This is a genomic window from uncultured Rikenella sp. (assembly GCF_947628055.1).
Taxonomy (GTDB): Bacteria; Bacteroidota; Bacteroidia; order Bacteroidales; family Rikenellaceae; genus Rikenella.
The window spans coordinates 1-17323 of record NZ_CANQYJ010000051.1 but is presented as its reverse complement, the minus strand read 5'-3'; the positions used below and the strand labels follow the sequence as shown (position 1 = coordinate 17323).

At 59.9% G+C, this 17323-nt stretch carries 16 protein-coding genes and 1 pseudogene; 12 read left to right on the top strand and 5 right to left on the bottom strand.

The window, feature by feature from the left end:
* The 5 genes and pseudogenes from Q0Z93_RS06160 to Q0Z93_RS06140 form a co-directional block, all read left to right on the top strand.
* Window positions 1–771 (top strand): annotated as a pseudogene (locus Q0Z93_RS06160) (peptidase M41); the annotation flags it as partial.
* Window positions 772–1497, top strand: a complete 726-nt coding sequence (locus Q0Z93_RS06155; protein ID WP_298063802.1) for a phosphatidate cytidylyltransferase — start codon at window positions 772–774, stop codon at window positions 1495–1497.
* Between the two features lie 71 nt (window positions 1498–1568).
* Window positions 1569–2285, top strand: a complete 717-nt coding sequence (locus Q0Z93_RS06150) for a phosphatidylserine decarboxylase family protein (RefSeq protein WP_298063799.1) — start codon at window positions 1569–1571, stop codon at window positions 2283–2285.
* Between the two features lie 132 nt (window positions 2286–2417).
* Window positions 2418–3281 carry a rod shape-determining protein MreC gene (gene mreC, locus Q0Z93_RS06145; protein ID WP_298063797.1) on the top strand — a complete coding sequence of 288 codons (864 nt, stop codon included), beginning with the start codon at window positions 2418–2420 and terminating at the stop codon, window positions 3279–3281.
* Window positions 3278–3790 carry a rod shape-determining protein MreD gene (locus Q0Z93_RS06140; RefSeq protein WP_298063794.1) on the top strand — a complete coding sequence of 171 codons (513 nt, stop codon included), beginning with the start codon at window positions 3278–3280 and terminating at the stop codon, window positions 3788–3790. The genes mreC and Q0Z93_RS06140 overlap by 4 nt, the downstream gene beginning before the upstream one ends.
* Before the next feature lie 612 nt (window positions 3791–4402).
* On the opposite strand, the gene Q0Z93_RS06135 is transcribed toward Q0Z93_RS06140, so the two are convergent.
* From Q0Z93_RS06135 to dapF, 4 genes are all read right to left on the bottom strand, one after another.
* Window positions 4403–4999, bottom strand: coding sequence for a lipocalin family protein (locus Q0Z93_RS06135; protein WP_298063792.1), 597 nt, complete (start codon window positions 4997–4999; stop codon window positions 4403–4405).
* A gap of 179 nt (window positions 5000–5178) precedes the next feature.
* Window positions 5179–5994: an alpha/beta hydrolase gene (locus tag Q0Z93_RS06130; RefSeq protein ID WP_298063789.1), complete on the bottom strand. Its 816-nt coding sequence runs from the start codon at window positions 5992–5994 to the stop codon at window positions 5179–5181.
* Between the two features lie 113 nt (window positions 5995–6107).
* Window positions 6108–6329 (bottom strand): hypothetical protein, encoded by a 222-nt coding sequence (locus Q0Z93_RS06125; protein WP_298063785.1) that lies wholly within the window; start codon window positions 6327–6329, stop codon window positions 6108–6110.
* A gap of 139 nt (window positions 6330–6468) precedes the next feature.
* The gene (dapF, locus tag Q0Z93_RS06120) at window positions 6469–7266 is read right to left on the bottom strand and encodes a diaminopimelate epimerase (protein ID WP_298063782.1); all 798 of its coding nucleotides are present in this window, start codon (window positions 7264–7266) and stop codon (window positions 6469–6471) included.
* Between the two features lie 82 nt (window positions 7267–7348).
* On the opposite strand from dapF, the gene Q0Z93_RS06115 reads away from it, so the two are divergent.
* From Q0Z93_RS06115 to recR, 7 genes are all read left to right on the top strand, one after another.
* A complete protein-coding gene (locus tag Q0Z93_RS06115; RefSeq protein ID WP_298063779.1) occupies window positions 7349–8116 on the top strand; it encodes a nitroreductase family protein in 768 nt (255 codons plus the stop codon).
* A gap of 1 nt (window position 8117) precedes the next feature.
* Window positions 8118–9785, top strand: a complete 1668-nt coding sequence (locus Q0Z93_RS06110) for a sialidase family protein (RefSeq protein ID WP_298063776.1) — start codon at window positions 8118–8120, stop codon at window positions 9783–9785.
* A gap of 474 nt (window positions 9786–10259) precedes the next feature.
* Window positions 10260–11993: a lysine--tRNA ligase gene (gene lysS / locus Q0Z93_RS06105; protein WP_298063773.1), complete on the top strand. Its 1734-nt coding sequence runs from the start codon at window positions 10260–10262 to the stop codon at window positions 11991–11993.
* A gap of 28 nt (window positions 11994–12021) precedes the next feature.
* Window positions 12022–12201, top strand: a complete 180-nt coding sequence (locus Q0Z93_RS06100) for a hypothetical protein (protein ID WP_298063772.1) — start codon at window positions 12022–12024, stop codon at window positions 12199–12201.
* A 318-nt stretch (window positions 12202–12519) separates the two neighbouring features.
* The gene (locus Q0Z93_RS06095; protein ID WP_298063770.1) at window positions 12520–14394 is read left to right on the top strand and encodes a BatD family protein; all 1875 of its coding nucleotides are present in this window, start codon (window positions 12520–12522) and stop codon (window positions 14392–14394) included.
* A gap of 1 nt (window position 14395) precedes the next feature.
* Entirely contained in the window at window positions 14396–15400 is a 1005-nt protein-coding gene (locus tag Q0Z93_RS06090) for a tetratricopeptide repeat protein (RefSeq protein ID WP_298063768.1), read from the top strand.
* A complete protein-coding gene (gene recR / locus Q0Z93_RS06085) occupies window positions 15400–15990 on the top strand; it encodes a recombination mediator RecR (RefSeq protein ID WP_298063766.1) in 591 nt (196 codons plus the stop codon). The genes Q0Z93_RS06090 and recR overlap by 1 nt, the downstream gene beginning before the upstream one ends.
* A gap of 152 nt (window positions 15991–16142) precedes the next feature.
* Here the strand turns inward: recR and Q0Z93_RS06080 are convergent, their stop codons facing one another.
* Complete coding sequence (locus tag Q0Z93_RS06080; protein ID WP_298063763.1) at window positions 16143–17159, bottom strand: VWA domain-containing protein; 1017 nt, start codon at window positions 17157–17159, stop codon at window positions 16143–16145.
* Between the last annotated feature and the right edge of the window lie 164 nt (window positions 17160–17323).

Sequence of the window (17323 nt, the reverse complement as noted above, 5' to 3'; positions counted from 1 at the left end):
ATCATTACGGAGGCGGAAAAGCGGACGATCGCTTTCCACGAGGCGGGACATGCCACGGTGAGCTGGATGCTCAAGTAGGCCAATCCGCTGCTGAAAGTGACCATCATTCCGCGCGGACGGGCGTTGGGGGCGGCGTGGTACCTGCCGGATGAACGGCAGATCACCACGCGCGAGCAGATGATTCACGAGATGGCCGCTTTGCTGGGGGGGCGGGCTTCGGAAGAGCTGACTTTCGGCGAAATATCGTCGGGGGCTTTGAACGACTTGGAGCGGACGACCAAGCAGGCTTATGCGATGGTGGCCTATTACGGGATGAGCGATCTGATCGGGAACCGCAGCTTTTACGACAGCACCGGGCAGAGCGAAATGGCTTTCGGCAAGCCGTACAGCGAGGAGACCGCGCAACTCATCGACCGGGAGGTCAAGGCTTTGATCGAAGAGTGCTATGCCTTGGCCAAGCGGATACTGACCGAAAATCGGGAGGGGTTGCAGAAACTCGCCGCCTTATTGTTGGAGCGGGAGGTTATCTTTACGGAAGACCTGGAGCAGATTTTCGGCAAACGGCAGGCGGGAGCCAGAAATCCGCTCGACTCCGTGAATCCGGACGCCCCGGACACTCCGGACGGTGGTGCGGAGCATGGCGAGCGGGTGGCGTCGCTGCCGGATGCGGTGGAGGAAACCCGGCAGACGGCGGACGAACCTGCGGCTACGGATGCGGCGGGAGCGAACGCGGAATTTAACCGGCCCGGAATCGGGCCCGAAAACGAATAAATGAAAGCGAAATCGTTGTTCGTGCGGACATTGAGCGGCATCGTGTTCGTGCTGCTCATGGTGGGGATGACCTTGGCCTGGTACGACCCGGCGACGGGGGGGGCGGGGTGGACTTTCTACTTCCTTTGGTCGGCGGTGGGGGTCTTGACCTTGTGGGAATACTACCGCCTTCTGATGCGACATGTGGCCGATCATAAGGGGGGCAGGTATGTGGCGGGAACCTTGTATATCGCGCAGGCATTCGTGCTGATCCAGTTTGTCGACCCGATGTTGGCGGTGACTTTGATGACCGTCGTGTGGATGGCCGACACGGGGGCGTATTTGGTGGGAAGCGCCGTGGGGCGGCACAAGATGGCGCCGCTCATTTCGCCGAAAAAGACGTGGGAGGGCTTTGCCGGGGGGCTGATTTTCGCGGTGGGGACGGCTTTAGTGTGGTACGGACTTTATTGGGAAGGGCTGTTCGACGGCGCGCGGGCGACGTGGGGGGCGGCGGCTTACGACGATCATGTGATCGGCTCGCTGAAGTGGGCCGGATTCGGAATGGTCGTGGGGCTGGCGGCGGCGGCGGGCGACTTGATCGAATCGAAATTCAAACGGACGATCGGGGTCAAGGACTCGGGGGGGATTATTCCGGGACACGGGGGCTTGCTCGACCGCTTCGACGCTTTGCTGATGGCCGTGCCGACGGCGTGGGGATACTTCCTGCTGACCGGACTGCCGGAGTAGCTTTTTCTTGATGGGGCGGCGCCCGCGGACGGGCCGGAACCGACAACGATAGAACGACATAACCCAACCAGATGCGCAGATATTTACACCGGGAAGGACGCAGAATCATTGCGACCAGTGCGCTCATCGCCGTGGTAGCGGCGGTGGCGGCGGTGCGTTTCTTTCCGTTATGGCTCAGTGCGGTTATCGTGGTGGCCGTGCTGTTGAAAGTACTTTTCGTGTGCCGCTTCTTCCGGGTGCCGGTGCGGGAAGTGCCGGCCGGTTTCGGCGGAGAGGAGGGGGAACCGTATGCCGTGCTGGCGCCCGCCGACGGCACGGTGGTGGCGATCGAAGAGGTTTACGAGGACGAAATCCTCTCGGAAAAACGGATACAGGTCTCTATCTTCATGTCTATCTGGAACATCCACATCAACTGGTATCCGGTTTCGGGCAGGGTGGAGTATTTCCGCCACCATCCGGGGAAATTCCTCGTGGCATGGCACCCGAAGTCGTCCACCGACAACGAGCGGACGACGACCGTGGTCAGGACGGCGGCGGGACAGCGGGTGCTGTTCCGACAGATCGCGGGGTTTGTGGCCAGGAGGATCGTCAGCTATGCGCACGACGGGCTGGAGGCGGAGCGGGGACGCGAATGCGGGTTCATCAAATTCGGCTCGCGGGTGGACGTCTTTCTACCGGTGGGGAGCGACGTGTGCGTGAAGATGGGCGACAAGACCACGGGCATGCGCACTTTGCTGGCCCGGATGCCGAAACCGGAGGGGGAAGAAAGCGGCGGCGGAACGGCGTAAGGGCCCTGGGCATGAAACGGGGGATTGGGCTTGCTCTTAAGGGCGGCGAGACCAATAGCCATAGCCGAATGAAGAACTTTGCTCCTGCAGAATGCCAGTCAGGGAATCGATCCGGGTTAAAAACCGATCCAGATGCTGAAATTACTGCTATTTTTTAAACGGATCCACTACGCGCTGCTGTTCATCGCCTTGGAAGCGATAGCCATCAGTGTGTTCCTGCACGGCAACATCTATCAGAAGGCCCGCATCGCCGGAGCCTCTTCCCGACTGGTCAGCGGCGTGTATGACAAGATCGCCGATGTGAGCGGCTACTTCGGATTGCGCGCCGAGAACGACCGATTGATCGAAGAGATCGCCCGGCTGCGGAGTCAGCTGAATGCCCCCCGTCTGTATGCCGACACCGCCTTCGCCCGGTTCGACAGCGTGCCCGGCTTGCAATATTACCAGTATCAACCGGCCCGGGTGATCCGGAACAGCATCGGAAAGCGGCAGAACTACCTGACCATCGACCGCGGAACTCTGGACGGGATCGAGCCTGAGATGGCTTTGGTCGCCGATGACGGGATCGTCGGTTACGTCGTGCACTGCTCCGACCATTTCTCCGTCGCCGTGTCGATTCTCAACACCGAGGAGTTCAGAACCAGCGGCTGCATCAAGGGAAGCGACTTCGCCGGCTCTGTCTACTGGGACGGCTTGAGCCACCGCGAAGTGATCTTAGACGAGATTCCAAAATATGCCGACATGCAGGTCGGAGATACTGTCTTGACTACCAACTATTCTTACATATTCCCTCCTGACCAGCCGATCGGCACTGTCGCGAGTTTTGAAATGGTCAATGGAACATTCTATAAAGTCCGCGTGCGGCTTTTCACCGATCTGGCCCGGATCAGGCATGTGTATGCCGTGCGCTATCTGGACCAGGAGGAGCGGCGGGCGATAGAAAGCACCGTCGGAATCTCCGAGATCGGGCCCCGGCAGGAAGGAGGCCGCCCGTGATACGTTTCCTCGAATATACCGCTACTTTCGTCCTGCTGCTGATCTTGCAGGAGTTCGTTTTCGACAACATCAATTTCGGCGGGGTGGTGAATCCGTACATATACATCATGTTCCTCATCCTGTTGCCGCTCGACATTCCGGGGTGGCTGCTGCTGTTGCTGGGGTTCGGAGCGGGGGTCGCTGTCGATTTCATGTCCGGCATTGCCGGGCTGCATGCCATAGTTTCCACGTGGCTTGCATTCGTGCGGCCGACGGTGGTCGGGCTGCTGTTAGGCAAAGATTTCGTCTATGAGGGGGGGATACCTACTGCCGGGCGGGTGGGGGCCGGGAAGTTCCTGCGTTATGTCGCTGCGATGGTGCTGCTGTTCGACATCCCGTTCTTTATCCTCGAAGACCTCTCCGGAAGTGTCGGGGTGATTGTTTTGCGCATCGTGCTCAGTTCGGCTTTCAGCGTGGGGATCATCTATTTTCTGCATCTGCCTTTCGTACATACGCAGTTGAAGGTGTAGGCGGCGGGGGAAAACGGGTCGTGCATGGGGCTGGAGACGGCCCGAACATGTATAACTTTGTTGTACGGTTATTAGTTGTTGCGATTCGCAGAATCGCCGGCCTTGCGCGCTGGCGCCGAAGGCGCCACCCCCGGAGCGCGCAGGCCGAACCCGACAGAACGAATAGGCTGACCGTATTCCCCTCCAGTCAGGCCGCAGGCTGCGAAAAAGTAAACAGGTAAGTTTCCGCGTCATCGTGCAGGCCGCAGTTCTCGCAGCGCAGGCCCGGTGCCGCTCGGCACGCGAGTCGGGCTGGAACTACCCGAAATTTCCCGGGCGTCCGGCCGAACCCAATAGCGCGAATAGCCTGAGTAGAAAAATGAATCGCACGGCTCCGGGGAACCGCCGGACATGCAGCATGACGACTGTACACCGACAATTCCTAACAGACTGTTGCAAAGCGATATACAGCCTATCCTCATCGGCATGGGAACCCTCGGTTTCGGACAGATCGCCGGTGAAAAGAGCCGCCGACACTTCGTCCCGCCTCCCTAAAAAATCACGACGAAACGTAAAAAACGCTTTGTCCGAAACGGAAGACAAAGCGGTCGCAAAAACGAAAATCCGCCCCGCCTATTTCCGCCGAGCCAAACGCCACACCACACGTCCCGTCCCGTCCGACAACACCAGCGAATCGGCATTCAGCTTGTCCACCGTCAGCGTGTCCGCCACCGGAATCGTCTGCCCATTGCCCACACTCTCGCCCGTCAATACCAATGTGTCGGTATCGGTCAGATTCCACCCCTTGAACACCAATGTGGCCATGCCGATAGACGAAGCCGTCCCGTTCGGATTCAGCTGTATGCCCTGCACCGACGTCGAGTCGATCGGATTCGGTTCGACCCAGGCCCCCGAAATATAATAGTAAGGCGAATGCACCGTCACCGTCAAAGCCCGCGCCAGCATCATCCGGTTCCCATTCACCACCGTATCTGCATAAGTCAGCTTCACCGAATCGTCGGCCAGCACCCCCGGCACCTCGGTCGGATCGGCATTCATCGTACTGATATTCAGCGTATCCCCCGCCGAAGTCAGCAACGTGATCGTATTCATCGAAGCATCCAGCACCCGACCGTCCACCGTCCGAGGCCCCCCAGCCGGTTTCGGCCCGCACGAAGCCAGCGTCAGCGCCGCCGTCACGGCAGCCAACGAAAGTATATTTTTCTTCATAACAACAGAGTTTCCGACCCGTTACAGGCCCGTTAACAAAAACAAAAATAACCCAAGATCCTTGTCATGCGCCGGGACGATTACCCGACCCTATGCTTTGACATACCGACCGTTTTAGCCGAAAAAATGCCCCCCAAAAAAGCGGTATTATATAATCGCCATAAGATCCGGCCCGATGATTATTTGCTCATTCGGGCCACCTCCGACAGAAAATCCTTCAAAATCCGGAGCGACTCTTCAGGCTGTTCGACAAACCCCATATGCCCGGAACATTCGAGCCATTCGACCTTCGCCTGCGGCTGCGCCATCGCCATCGCCTCCGCCGCCGCCACCGGAATGTAATTATCATTCCGTCCGAAGATCATCAGCTGCGGAACGCCGAGCTTCCGCATCTCCTCATTCCGATCCCGTCGCTGCGACATCCCCTTCAGCACCGCCACGATCGCCTCATCTTCCGTCATCATCACCTGTTCGGTCAGGTCCTCGATCGCATCGGCACAGCGGTGCAGGTTGGCCTCGGCAAAGCCCTTGCCGGGATTGGCCCGCGCAAGCATCTCCTTTTTGCCCGCCTCCACTAAATCGATCTCGCGCTGCCGGTTAGCCGCCTTCTCCGGCGTATCGGCATTCGGCGAAGAGTGGAACAGCACCAGCCCCTCCACCTTTTCCGGATGGTTCGCCGCCAGCGACAAAGCCACATACCCCCCCATCGAATGCCCCACGACAGTACACTTCTCCACCCCCGCGACATCCAGCACAGCAGCCACCGTATCGGCCATATAATCGATGCCGATCACCTCCCGGTCTCCCCAGTCCGAAAAGCCGTGGCCCGGCAAATCGACCCGAAGCACACGATAATCTTTGCCCAGCGCGCTCGCGAAATCATCCCAGACCTCGATCGACTCTAAATAACCGTGCAGCAGCATGACCGTCTGCGTCCCTTTGCCCGCATCGGCATAGCGTACCGGCGTGCCTGCGGCCATAACGAATTTTTCCATGAACAAAACTTAGTATTTGAGAAACCCGCCCCCTGTGGGCGACCCGAAAAGGAGGCCCCGGCCTCCGTTTCGGAAAGAACAGACCCTGAAGCCGCAGACCGGAAGAAAAAAGGTCACAACGCCTCCTCTTCGTCCTCGTCGCCATCGTCTATGTAGTCGAACGCCGACTCCCGTTTGCGAAGAGAGAGCAGTTCGGCATCGTCCTCCTCGTCGTCGCCGAGCGATTTGTACAGTGCGTGGCGCTCCTTGCCGCTCTTGCGAATCGGATCGAGCTTAGTGGCTTTCCGAAGCGTTTCGTCGCCCCCGGCCGGCCGGAAATCTTTGGTCGATTTCATACAGGTAACCTGATAGTGAGAATAAAGTTTATATCCGTTGCAATTATACGATTTTTTCCATTCAGGAGCATAACGGGTAGCGAACAATCTCCACATCCGATTTTTCGGCCCTGTACGCCGCAGGCGAACGAGGGGAGCTTCAGAGCGTCGTTTCGCCGGTAAAGACCCGTTCGGCAGGGCCGGTGAGCCACACGTCAGCATAGCCGCCCCCGGCCGTTTCGGCAAATTTCACGCCAAGCGTTCCGCCCAAAGTCTCGACCGTGAAATCGCAGCAGTGCGGCTGCAGCACCCGGTGAACGACCAGCGCCGCCGCCGTCACACCGGTTCCGCAGGCCAGCGTCTCAGCCTCCACCCCCCGCTCGAAAGTCCGCACGCGGAGCTGTCCCGGCCCCGAGACCTGCACGAAATCGACATTCGTGCCGCCCCGGGCCGCATATTCCGGTCTCCGGCGTATTTTCCCCCCCCGCCCGGCCACATCGACCGACATCACATCGTCCGCCCATTCCACATAGTGCGGCGATCCCGTGAAGACGAACCACGACCGGCCGCCGGCCAGCGGCTCGACCTCCGCCACGTCGATCATCCGCAGACGGACCCGCCCGTCGCCGAGCAATTCGGCTTCGTGCAGTCCGTCGCTGCTGTTGAACCGCTTGATGCGGCCTCCGATCCCTAAATGGTCGGCGAAGCGGGCGATGCACCGGCCTCCGTTGCCGCACATGGTCGACTCGCCGCCGTCGGAATTATAGTAGCGCATATAGAAATCGGTTCCCGCCGGGTCGCATTCGAGGGTCATCAGTCCGTCGGCCCCGATACCGAAACGCCGGTCGCAGAGGAAACGGATCTGCTCCCCGCTGAGCCGGGGATCGTCCGTGCGAGCGTCGATCAGCACGAAATCGTTGCCTGCGCCCTGGTATTTCGCAAAATTTATTCTTTTCATCATCGCAAATATAAACTATATTTGTCTTGGCGCTGATGTGCAGCCCCTGTTCGCTTCGATATAAATTCTTACTTTTGTTTTCATGATACCCACGATTGAACGCCACCGCTCCGTGCGGAATTTCGAGCCGGGGCGCCCCATTCCCGACTCCCTGATGACCGAACTGCTGGCTGCCGCCGCGCGGGCTTCGACGGTGGGGAACATGCAGCTGTACAGCATCGTGGTCGCTTCGGCAGGCTCTCCGGTTTTCGACGCGTTGGGGCCTTGCCACTTCAACCAGCCGGCGGCAGTGTCGGCGGGAGCGCTGGTCACGTTCTGCGCCGATGTGCACCGTTTTTCGCTGTGGTGCCGGCAGCGGGGGGCGGAACCGGGGTACGACAATCTGCAATGGTTCATGAATGCGGCGATCGACGCCTTGCTGGCCTCGCAGAACTTTTCGCTGGAGGCGGAGGCGAACGGGCTGGGAATTTGCTATTTGGGAACGACTACGTATAATGCGGGGGACATTGTGCGGATTTTGCGGCTGCCCGAGGGGGTGGTGCCGGTGGCGACAGTGGCCGTGGGCTATTCGGCGGAGCCGCTGCCGGGGCTGACGGATCGGCTGCCGTTGGAAGCAGTGGTGCATAAGGACACCTACCGGGACTACACGCCGGAGCGAATCGACGAAATGTGGGCGGCACGGGAGGCTTCGGAGGAGACGGCGCAATTGCTGCGAGAGAATGATTTGCCCAACTTAGCGCGGATTTTTACGGAACGCCGGTATACGAAGGGGGATAACCTGCACTTTTCGCGGGCTTACCTCGAAGTGCTGCGCGGACAGGGAATGTTCGAGTTCGATGTCAATGAATAACATGCGATTTATGAAAACAATACTCTTTACCTTTCTCGCCGGCACGGCGATGACTTTCGGCACGGCGGCTTCCGCACAGACCGTTTTCGTTCACGAACCGACGATTCCGGTGGTCGTGGGGCGGCCCAACAACATTCTTTTCGACCTGCGCGTGACGCCGACCCGGGACGGGGAGCGGATGACCTCCGTGACGGTCGACTTCCCGCAGCAAGACCTGCCTTATATCGAAGCGGTGCGGATTTTCTACACCGGCACGACTTCGATGCTGGGCTCGCGGACGGCTTCGTCGGGCTTGGCGCACGGCATGACGGAGTACGGCGGGGGACAGCGGGTCTTCGATCATCCGGCGTATGCGGTTCTGCTGGCGCAGGACACGAAGGTGGCGGCAAAACGGAAGCGGTCGGTGACGCTGAATTTCGACCAGAGGCTTTTTCCGTGGGCCAACTATTTCTATATTAGCCTGTCGGTGGCGGACAACACGCCGCTGACTTTCAAATTCACGCCGAGGGTGACGAAAGTGGCGTTCGACGGAGGCCGTTTCGCGCAACTCGACCACAATCATAAGGCGGACGGGCATCGTGCGGCGGTGTCGGTGCGCACGGCGGGAGACGACGGGGTGCATTCCTACCGCATCCCGGGGCTGGCGACCACGCCGGCGGGGACGCTCTTGGGGGTGTACGACGTGCGCAACCAAAACAATATCGACCTGCAGGAAGATGTGCAGGTGGGGCTGAGCCGCAGTACGGACGGGGGACGGACGTGGGAGCCGATGCGCAGGATTATGGATATGACTTCGTACGGTTCGCTGCCGCATTCGCAAAACGGGGTGGGCGACCCGTCGATTCTGGTGGATCACCTGCGCGGCCGGGTGTGGGTGATGGCGCTGTGGAACCACGGTTTCGGCGGGGGCCGCGGCTGGTGGACTTCGCGCAACAATGCGATGACACCGGAAGAACAGACGGGGCAGGTGCTTCTGGTGCACAGCGACAATGACGGGCGGACTTGGTCGCAACCGGAGAACATTACGGCGCAGATCAAGGATCCGTCGTGGCATTTGATTCTGCAAGGGCCGGGGCGCGGCATCGTGATGCAGGACAGCACGCTGGTCTTCCCGATCCAGTGGACGGATTCGACGCACATGCCTTTCGCTTCGGTTGTGTGGAGCCGGGACAATGGCCGTACGTGGACGATCGGTGCGCCGGCGTTCCGCAATACGACGGAGGCTCAGGTGGTGGAGTTGGAGCCGGGGGTGCTGATGCTGAACATGCGGCGGAACGGCGGGGACAGCCGGGCGATTTGCGTGACGCGCGACATGGGGCGCACGTGGGAGGAACATCCGACGTCGCGGAAGGCTTTGCCGGAGCCGGTCTGCATGGCGAGCTTGATTAAGGTGCCTGCGGCGGGGAATGTATTGGGTAAGGATATTCTGCTGTTCTCGAACCCGGACACGACGAAAACACGGGCGCGGATTACGATCAAGGCGAGCTTGGACAACGGGCTGACGTGGCTGCCGGAAAACGAGCTGCTGCTGGACGAGGAACCGGGCTGGGGTTATTCGTGCCTGACGATGATCGACCCGGAGACGGTGGGGATTCTCTATGAGAGCAGTGTGGCGCAGATGGCGTTCCAGGCTGTCCCGCTCCGCGATATTGTTAAAAAGGAGGATTAGTCGTCCGGTGATTCTCGTTCGGGCTTACGGTGCTGCTTTTCTTTAGCTTCGTTACGCCCGTTTCGCCTGACGGGTGGTTGCTTCCCGTAACGGCTTTCTTTAAAAAGCGTACAGGTTAATATACTTGGGCTCCCGTGGCCGGAGCCAGCGGGGCTTTGGGGTAGAGGCAGCCAATAAAACAGCCAACGGCTGCGGATCGTGTGCCGAGCGGTATGAACGGGGGAACATACGGATAAAAACAGGATTCCGCGGAGCGGACAGCCCGGAGCCTCCCCCGGCGCAGGGCTGCAACCTGAAGGTCTTGCCCGCGCAGGCTCCGGGCCGAAACGGCAGCATCAGCATGAAAAAATAGTCCCGCAGAGCAGGCAAGCCGAAACCACCGATTGCGAAAGGTGCGCCGGACACTCCGACCGGGCTGGAATGCCAGGAGACACCGCACTCCGCCCGGAATAAACAAGATACACTATTAGAAATATGGAAATCACGGAACTCAGCGAGCAGGAAATCCTGCGCCGCGAATCGATGAACAAGCTGCGCGAGATAGGCATCGAACCTTATCCGGCCGCCGAATATCCGGTCACCGCCACCGCAGCCGAGATACGGGCGGGGTATACGCCGGACACCCCCAACTTTCAAGACGTGACCATCGCCGGACGCATTATGAGCAGACGGATTATGGGGAGCGCCGCATTTTTCGAGCTTCAGGATCATACCGGGCGGATCCAGGTTTATATCCGGCGCGACGACATCTGTCCGGAAGGAGATCCGACCCTGTATAACGTCGTCTTCAAGAAACTGCTCGACATCGGAGACATCGTGGGCGTCAAAGGATTCGCATTCGTTACGCACATGGGTGAACTATCCGTTCACTGCCGGGAGCTGACCGTGTTGAGCAAATCGCTCCGGCCGCTGCCGATCGTCAAGGAGAAAGACGGGCAGGTATTCGACGCCTTCAGCGACCCGGAACAACGATACCGGCAGCGGTACGTAGACCTGATCGTCAATCCGCAAGTCAAAGACATATTCCTCAAACGGTCGAAAATCATCGCCACCATGCGACGGTTCTTCGACGAACGGGGATACGTGGAAGTCGAGACCCCGGTGTTGCAGCCTATTCCCGGCGGGGCGGCGGCGCGGCCGTTCGTCACCCACCACAACACGCTCGACATACCGCTCTACCTGCGCATCGCCACGGAACTCTACCTCAAGAAACTCATCGTGGGCGGGTTCGAGGGGGTATACGAATTCGGCAAGAACTTCCGGAACGAAGGGATGGACCGGACGCACAATCCGGAGTTTACCTGCATGGAAATATACGTAGCCTACAAGGACTACCGGTGGATGATGGGCTTTACGGAACAGATGCTCGAAACCGTGGCGCGGGCATTGCACGACGGAGATACGACCGTCCGGATCGGAGAGCGGGAAATCAGCTTCCGGGCGCCGTTCCGGCGGCTGTCGATGACCGACGCCATTCGTGAAAAGACCGGATTCGACATTACGGGAAAGACGGAAGAGGAATTGCGGGCGGCTTGCCAGGCGATGCACATCGAAGTGGACGACACGATGGGCAAAGGCAAGCTGATCGACGCCATTTTCGGCGAGAAATGCGAGGCGGACTTGATCCAGCCGACCTTCGTTACGGACTATCCGATCGAGATGTCGCCGCTGTGCAAGCGGCACAGGGACAACCCGGAGCTGACGGAGCGTTTCGAGCTGTTCGTCAACGGGAAAGAGCTCTGCAACGCCTATTCGGAGCTGAACGATCCGGTGGATCAGCTGGCGCGGTTCCAGGAACAGCTGAAACTCTCCGAAAAAGGGGACGACGAGGCGATGTTCATCGACATGGACTTCGTGCGGGCGCTGGAATACGGGATGCCGACCTGTTCGGGGATGGGGATCGGGATCGACCGCCTGACGATGTTCATGACGAACCAACCGACGATCCAGGACGTGCTTTTCTTCCCGCAGATGAGGCCGGAACGTAAGGCGGCGGCGGATCCTGTCGAGTCGTACACCGCTCTCGGGGTGCCAGCGGAGTGGGTGGCAGTGGTGCAGAAGATGGGCTATGTGACGGCGGCTTCGCTGTCGGGGCTGGCGCCGAATAAGTTCTGGGGCGATCTGTGCGGGTTCAACAAGAAGAACAAGTTAGGGCTCAAGAACCCGACGGCGGACGAGGTGCGGAGCTGGATCGAAGCGGCGCGGTAACAAAAACGGGGGCTTGTGCCGATACGGGATGCGGGGAAATTATTTCCGCAGCCTGCCGATACGGAATCCGAGCATTCCTGCGGCCGGAGACGAGACGAGACAGCACGGGATCGGGGAATTTTCGCGGCCTGCCGATACGGAATCCAGGCATTTCCTGCGGCCGGAGACGAGACGAGACAGTACGGGATCGGGGATTTTCACGGCCTGAGATGATACGGGGACGGAATCGGAGAATTTTCGCGGCCTGAGATGATACAGTACGGGATCGGGGATTTTCACGGCCTGAGATGATACAGTACGGGATCGGGGATTTTCACGGCCTGAGATGATACAGCACGGGATCGGGGGATTTTCACGGCCTGAGATGATACAGTACGGGATCGGAGAATTTCCGCAGCCTGATGATACGGGAGGGATCGGAGAATTTCCGCAGCCTGATGATACGGGAGGGATCGGGAAAGTTCCCGCGGCCTGCCGACATCGCCCCGGAAGAAACAAGAATACACGCAAAAGAATCTGGATGAAGATGCAGAAGATCAATAAATATTTACGCCTGCTGGCGGCCTTCGCCGCCCTCCTGCTCGTCTGCGGCAGAGAGGACGCCTCCGCCCAGGGAAATGCGGAGTTTGAGGTCAACGCCCCGCTGCGCGTGGCCGAAGGGCAGCAATTCCGCATCGAATACACCGCTTCTTCCGCAGACGACATCGGCAGCGCACAGTTCGGCGCACCCGATATGCCGGCCGGTCTGAGCGTACTCTCGGGGCCGGTCAAATCCGTCGGCGTGTTTATGAGCAGCGTGAACGGCAAGGTCGAAAACCGGCACACCCTCACCTTCACCTACTGGGTGCAGGCGGGAGGGGCGGGGAAGATTACCGTTCCGCCTGCGACCTTGGTCTTCGGCGGCAAAACCTACAGCACGAAGGCCACGGTGATCGAATGCGTCTCGGGCCATGTTCCTCAGGGGCAGGGCGGCGGATCGTCGCAGCAGCCGGGCGCCGAGACTCTCGACAAATCCGCGCTGGCGGCCGGCGACATCCTGCTGCGCATGGAAGTGAACAAAACGGAGGCTTACAAAGGAGAGCCCATCGTCGCCAGCCTCAAGATATACACCCAGGTCAACATCGCCGGATTCGAGAACATCAAATATCCGGCCTTGAACGGATTCTGGGCCCAGGAGATGGACGTCTCCGGACAGGGCGACAGCCGCGCCACCATCGGCGGGAAGGTGTACCACAGCCAGATATTGAGACAGTGGCTGCTCTATCCCCAGCGTAGCGGCACCCTCGAAATCGAGCAGGCGCAATTTACGGCAATCGCCCAGCTCGTGACCCAAACCCCTTCCACCGGGTCGCCTTACGATCTTTTCTTCGGCGGTGCGCCGCAGGTCAGGAACGTGTCCGCCAAACTCGCGTCGCCGGCGGTGAAGATCCGGGTGCGGGAGCTGCCGCAGCCGCAGCCTGCCGGGTTTACGGGGGCGGTGGGGCAGTTCGACCTGACCGGGATGGTCTCCGGCGACCGCTTCGCCGCCAATTCCGCGGGGGCCGTGACGCTGAAGCTGAGCGGCACCGGGAACTTCCCGTTAGTCGAAGCGCCGCAGATCGCTCTGCCTGCCGCTTTCGAGCAGTTCGACACGAAAACCTCGGAAAAACTGGCCAGCACCGCCCGCGGAACCACCGGCGAGAAGAGTTACGAATTTCCGTTTATTGCGCGCGCCGAGGGGGATTATGTGATTCCGGGAGTGCAGTTCTCCTATTTCGATCCTTCGACCGGGCAATACCATACCTTGAACACGCCGGAGTTCCCGATCGAGATTCTGCGCGACGAGGGAGGCGGGACTTCCGGACTGGGGATGGTTTCCGGCGTGACGAAGGAAGACCTGAAGATGCTGGGCTCCGACATCCGCTTCATCCGGACGGGCGATCCGGAGCTGATGCGGCGGGGAAGGGCGTTCCTGTGGTCGTGGAGTTGGTTTGCCGTGGCGGTTCTCTTGGCGGCGGCGTTCGGCGGGCTGCTGTTCTACCTGCGAAAGAGCATCCGCGAGCGGGCTGACATCGTACGCGTGCGGACGAAAAAGGCCAACAAGGTGGCTCTCAGACGCTTGAAACGTGCCAAAACGTACATGAACGCGGGAAAGGAGAGTGCTTTCTTCGAGGAGATGCTGCGCGCCCTGTGGGGATATATGGGGGACAAGCTGGCCATCGACGTGGCCGACCTGACCAAAGAGCGGGTGCAGCAGGTGCTGACCGGCGAGCGGGGCATTCCGGAGGAGCAGGCCCGGGAGTTTCTGGGGTTGATCTCCGAGTGCGAGTTCGCGCAATATACTCCGTCGTCCGGCGTGCAGATGGACAAGGCTTACCAGGCCGCCCTCGACCAGATCGGGCGCTTTGAAAACAAGATATGATATGGTTATGAAGACGATGCCTATAGGGAATAGGAACCGGGCGGTTCGCAGAGCCGCCGGCCTCTGCGGTGAAAAGGCGGCCGGCTTGCACGGGATTTTTGTCGGGGGCGGCTGCCGGAATCTCGGGGTGGCGATCTTTGTTTGGTGCCTTTTCTCCTTCTTTGCAGGGACAGCACGGGCTGCTGCGGCTCCCGATGTCCCGGCGGGCGACACTACAGCCGCGGCTGCGACCGACACCAGCGCGGTGCTCACCGCCAAACTGCCAGCCGTGGCCAGCTTAGACGATATTCCGGCCGACACGTTGTGGGCGCGGGCCAATGCCGCATACAGCAACGGCGGCTACCGCGCGGCCGCAGAACTCTACGAGGCTTTGCTGGCACGCGGGGTGCACAGCGGCAAACTGTACTACAACCTCGGCAACAGCTGGTTCAAGCAGGGGCGGATGGGGAAGGCGATTCTCAACTACAACCGCGCCCTGCTGCTCGACCCGACGGACGAAGACACGCAGTACAACTTGGCGATGGCCCAGGCCCGGATCGTGGACAAAATCGACGCTGTGCCCGAGTTTTTCCTCAAAACCTGGCTGCGCGACCTCGGCCTGACGCTGAGCTCGGACACTTGGGCGGTGCTGGGGCTGATTTTCTTAGGGGCGACTTTCGCAGCCGTGATCCTGTGGCTCCTGGCCCATACCTTAGCTCTGCGCAAAACGGGATTCTACGGCGGCATCGTGTCGCTCGTCTTATGTCTGGCTTGTACGTTTTACGCCCATTTCCAGCGCGGGCGGCTGCTGCATAACCGCGAGGCGGTGGTGCTCAACCTCGTGGCGCCGGTCAAAAGCTCGCCGGGAAGCGGCAGCAAGGATATTTTCGTGCTCCACGAAGGAACCCAGGTGCGGATGCTCGGAACGCTCGACGGCTGGACCGAGATCGTCCTCTCGGACGGAAACAAAGGGTGGATCGCTTCCAATGCGATCGAGGCAGTCGTAAAGAACGGAGGTGGGGAGTAGTGTCGAAATTGCTGGAAAACGTGGTCGAGGAGTTTTCCAAACTGCCCGGCGTGGGGCGGCGGACGGCTCTGAGGCTGGCGCTGCACCTGCTGAAGCAGGATGTGGAGGACGTGGATCTGTTCGCCGGGGCCATCTATCAGTTCCGGCGCGACATCCGCTGGTGCCGGCAGTGCCGCAACCTTTCGGACGAGGAGCTGTGCCCTGTCTGTTCCGACCCCAAGCGGGACCGGACGACGATCTGCGTGGTGGAGCAGGTCGGAGACTTGATCTCCATTGAAAACACCCGGCAGTACAACGGGCTGTACCACGTGCTGGGGGGGGTGATTTCGCCGATCCAGGGCATCTCGCCGTCGGATCTGCACGTCGATCTGCTGACGGACAATATCCGGCGGTTAGGGGTGAAAGAGGTGATCCTCGCGCTCGGGACGACGATCGAGGGGGAGACGACTTCGTATTACCTCACCAAGAAACTGAAGCCGCTGGGGGTGACCGTTTCCGTGATCTCGCGCGGCATCGGCTTCGGCGACGAGCTGGAGTATGCCGATGAGCTGACTATCACCCATGCCTTGCGCAACCGGCAGCCGTTGTAAGCGGCGGGAGGCATACAATTTGCGGCGGTATCTTCCGAAAGGAAAGATACCGCCGCGCTTGTTTTTCCGGTTTGCCGGCCGGGTATGCCTTTCCTCTATCGGTCAAGGTTGTGTTTGCCCGGTTGGCCTTGTGCCAAAAGAAGTCCCGAATATCAAGATTTGAACACCGAAATCCGGGCCAGCAGTCTGTTTTTGCGGTCGAGCATCACAAATCCGATCAGCAGGATCGCCAGGGCTGCCGCTAACAGGTAGTGGAACTGGTCGTTGTATTCGGCGAAGGCCATCGACGAGAACTCTTTTTTCTCCATCCGGTCGATCTGCCGGAGGATTTCGTCCAACCCCACGCTCCGTTCGGAGGCGCGCACGTAGCTCCCGCCCGTAAGCACGGCGATCTGCTGGAGGGTCTGTTCGTCGAGCTTGGAGACGACCATTTGCCCGTTCTCGTCTTTGATGGTCTCTCCGCCGATGGTGATCGGTGCGCCTTCCGGGGTACCAATCCCGACGGTGTAGATCACCACTCCGGCCTCTTTGGCCAGTTGTGCCGCGGCAAGGGGGTCGTCGTCATGGCTCTCTCCGTCGGTGACGAGGATGATCGCACGGCTCTGGTGGCTTTGCTCGGAGAATGACCGGACGGCGACTTCGATGGCGCGCGCTACGGATGTTCCTTGCACGGGCACCATATTGGGGTTCAAGCCGCTTACAAAACTTTTGGCGGAGATATAGTCCGAGGTGATGGGCAGCTGAATATAGGCGTCTCCTGCGAAAACGACCATCCCGACGCGGTCTTTGTCGAGTTGTTCGATCAGCCGGTTCACGGCGTTTTTGGTGCGTTCCAACCGGCTGGGGGCGAAGTCTTCGGCGAGCATGCTGTTGGAGACGTCCACGGCGAGCATGATCTCGACGCCTTTGCGGGTCACTTCGTGGAGCCGGGCGCCGAACTGGGGCTGACCGAGGGCGAGTATCATCAGGGTCAGGGCAAGGGTGACCAGGATGAATTTGTTTCTCACTCTTTTCGGCGAGGCTTCGGGCATGAGCCGGGCGATAACGGCCGGATCGCCGAAGCGGGCGATCCGCCGCTTCTGGCCGCGGCGGTAGAGGAGGTAGACTGCGATGACCAGTGGTATGAACAGCAGGAACCATAGGTAATCGGGTTGTGCGAATCGGAACATATTGTCTCTGTTTTTTATTGTACGTGTTCGGGAGGGTACTGTTCTCTTTGTGAACAAAGAGAACCAGAAAAACTTTCTGAGATGCTTCGCATCTCTTGAGCCTGCCGGGTACCCCCGGTTCTCGAATGTTTTGTTTTTGTCGGGCTTTCTCAATGGGCGCGCTA

Coding starts and splice junctions, on each gene's coding strand:
- mreC (WP_298063797.1), top strand. CDS start 2,418: ATGCTGAAATTACTGCTATTTTTTAAACGGATCCACTACGCGCTGCTG.
- Q0Z93_RS06095 (WP_298063770.1), top strand. CDS start 12,520: ATGCAGAAGATCAATAAATATTTACGCCTGCTGGCGGCCTTCGCCGCC.
- Q0Z93_RS06090 (WP_298063768.1), top strand. CDS start 14,396: ATGGTTATGAAGACGATGCCTATAGGGAATAGGAACCGGGCGGTTCGC.
- Q0Z93_RS06080 (WP_298063763.1), bottom strand. CDS start 17,159: ATGTTCCGATTCGCACAACCCGATTACCTATGGTTCCTGCTGTTCATA.
- lysS (WP_298063773.1), top strand. CDS start 10,260: ATGGAAATCACGGAACTCAGCGAGCAGGAAATCCTGCGCCGCGAATCG.
- Q0Z93_RS06155 (WP_298063802.1), top strand. CDS start 772: ATGAAAGCGAAATCGTTGTTCGTGCGGACATTGAGCGGCATCGTGTTC.
- Q0Z93_RS06100 (WP_298063772.1), top strand. CDS start 12,022: ATGCGGGGAAATTATTTCCGCAGCCTGCCGATACGGAATCCGAGCATT.
- Q0Z93_RS06135 (WP_298063792.1), bottom strand. CDS start 4,999: ATGAAGAAAAATATACTTTCGTTGGCTGCCGTGACGGCGGCGCTGACG.
- Q0Z93_RS06110 (WP_298063776.1), top strand. CDS start 8,118: ATGCGATTTATGAAAACAATACTCTTTACCTTTCTCGCCGGCACGGCG.
- Q0Z93_RS06150 (WP_298063799.1), top strand. CDS start 1,569: ATGCGCAGATATTTACACCGGGAAGGACGCAGAATCATTGCGACCAGT.
- dapF (WP_298063782.1), bottom strand. CDS start 7,266: ATGAAAAGAATAAATTTTGCGAAATACCAGGGCGCAGGCAACGATTTC.
- Q0Z93_RS06125 (WP_298063785.1), bottom strand. CDS start 6,329: ATGAAATCGACCAAAGATTTCCGGCCGGCCGGGGGCGACGAAACGCTT.
- Q0Z93_RS06130 (WP_298063789.1), bottom strand. CDS start 5,994: ATGGAAAAATTCGTTATGGCCGCAGGCACGCCGGTACGCTATGCCGAT.
- Q0Z93_RS06115 (WP_298063779.1), top strand. CDS start 7,349: ATGATACCCACGATTGAACGCCACCGCTCCGTGCGGAATTTCGAGCCG.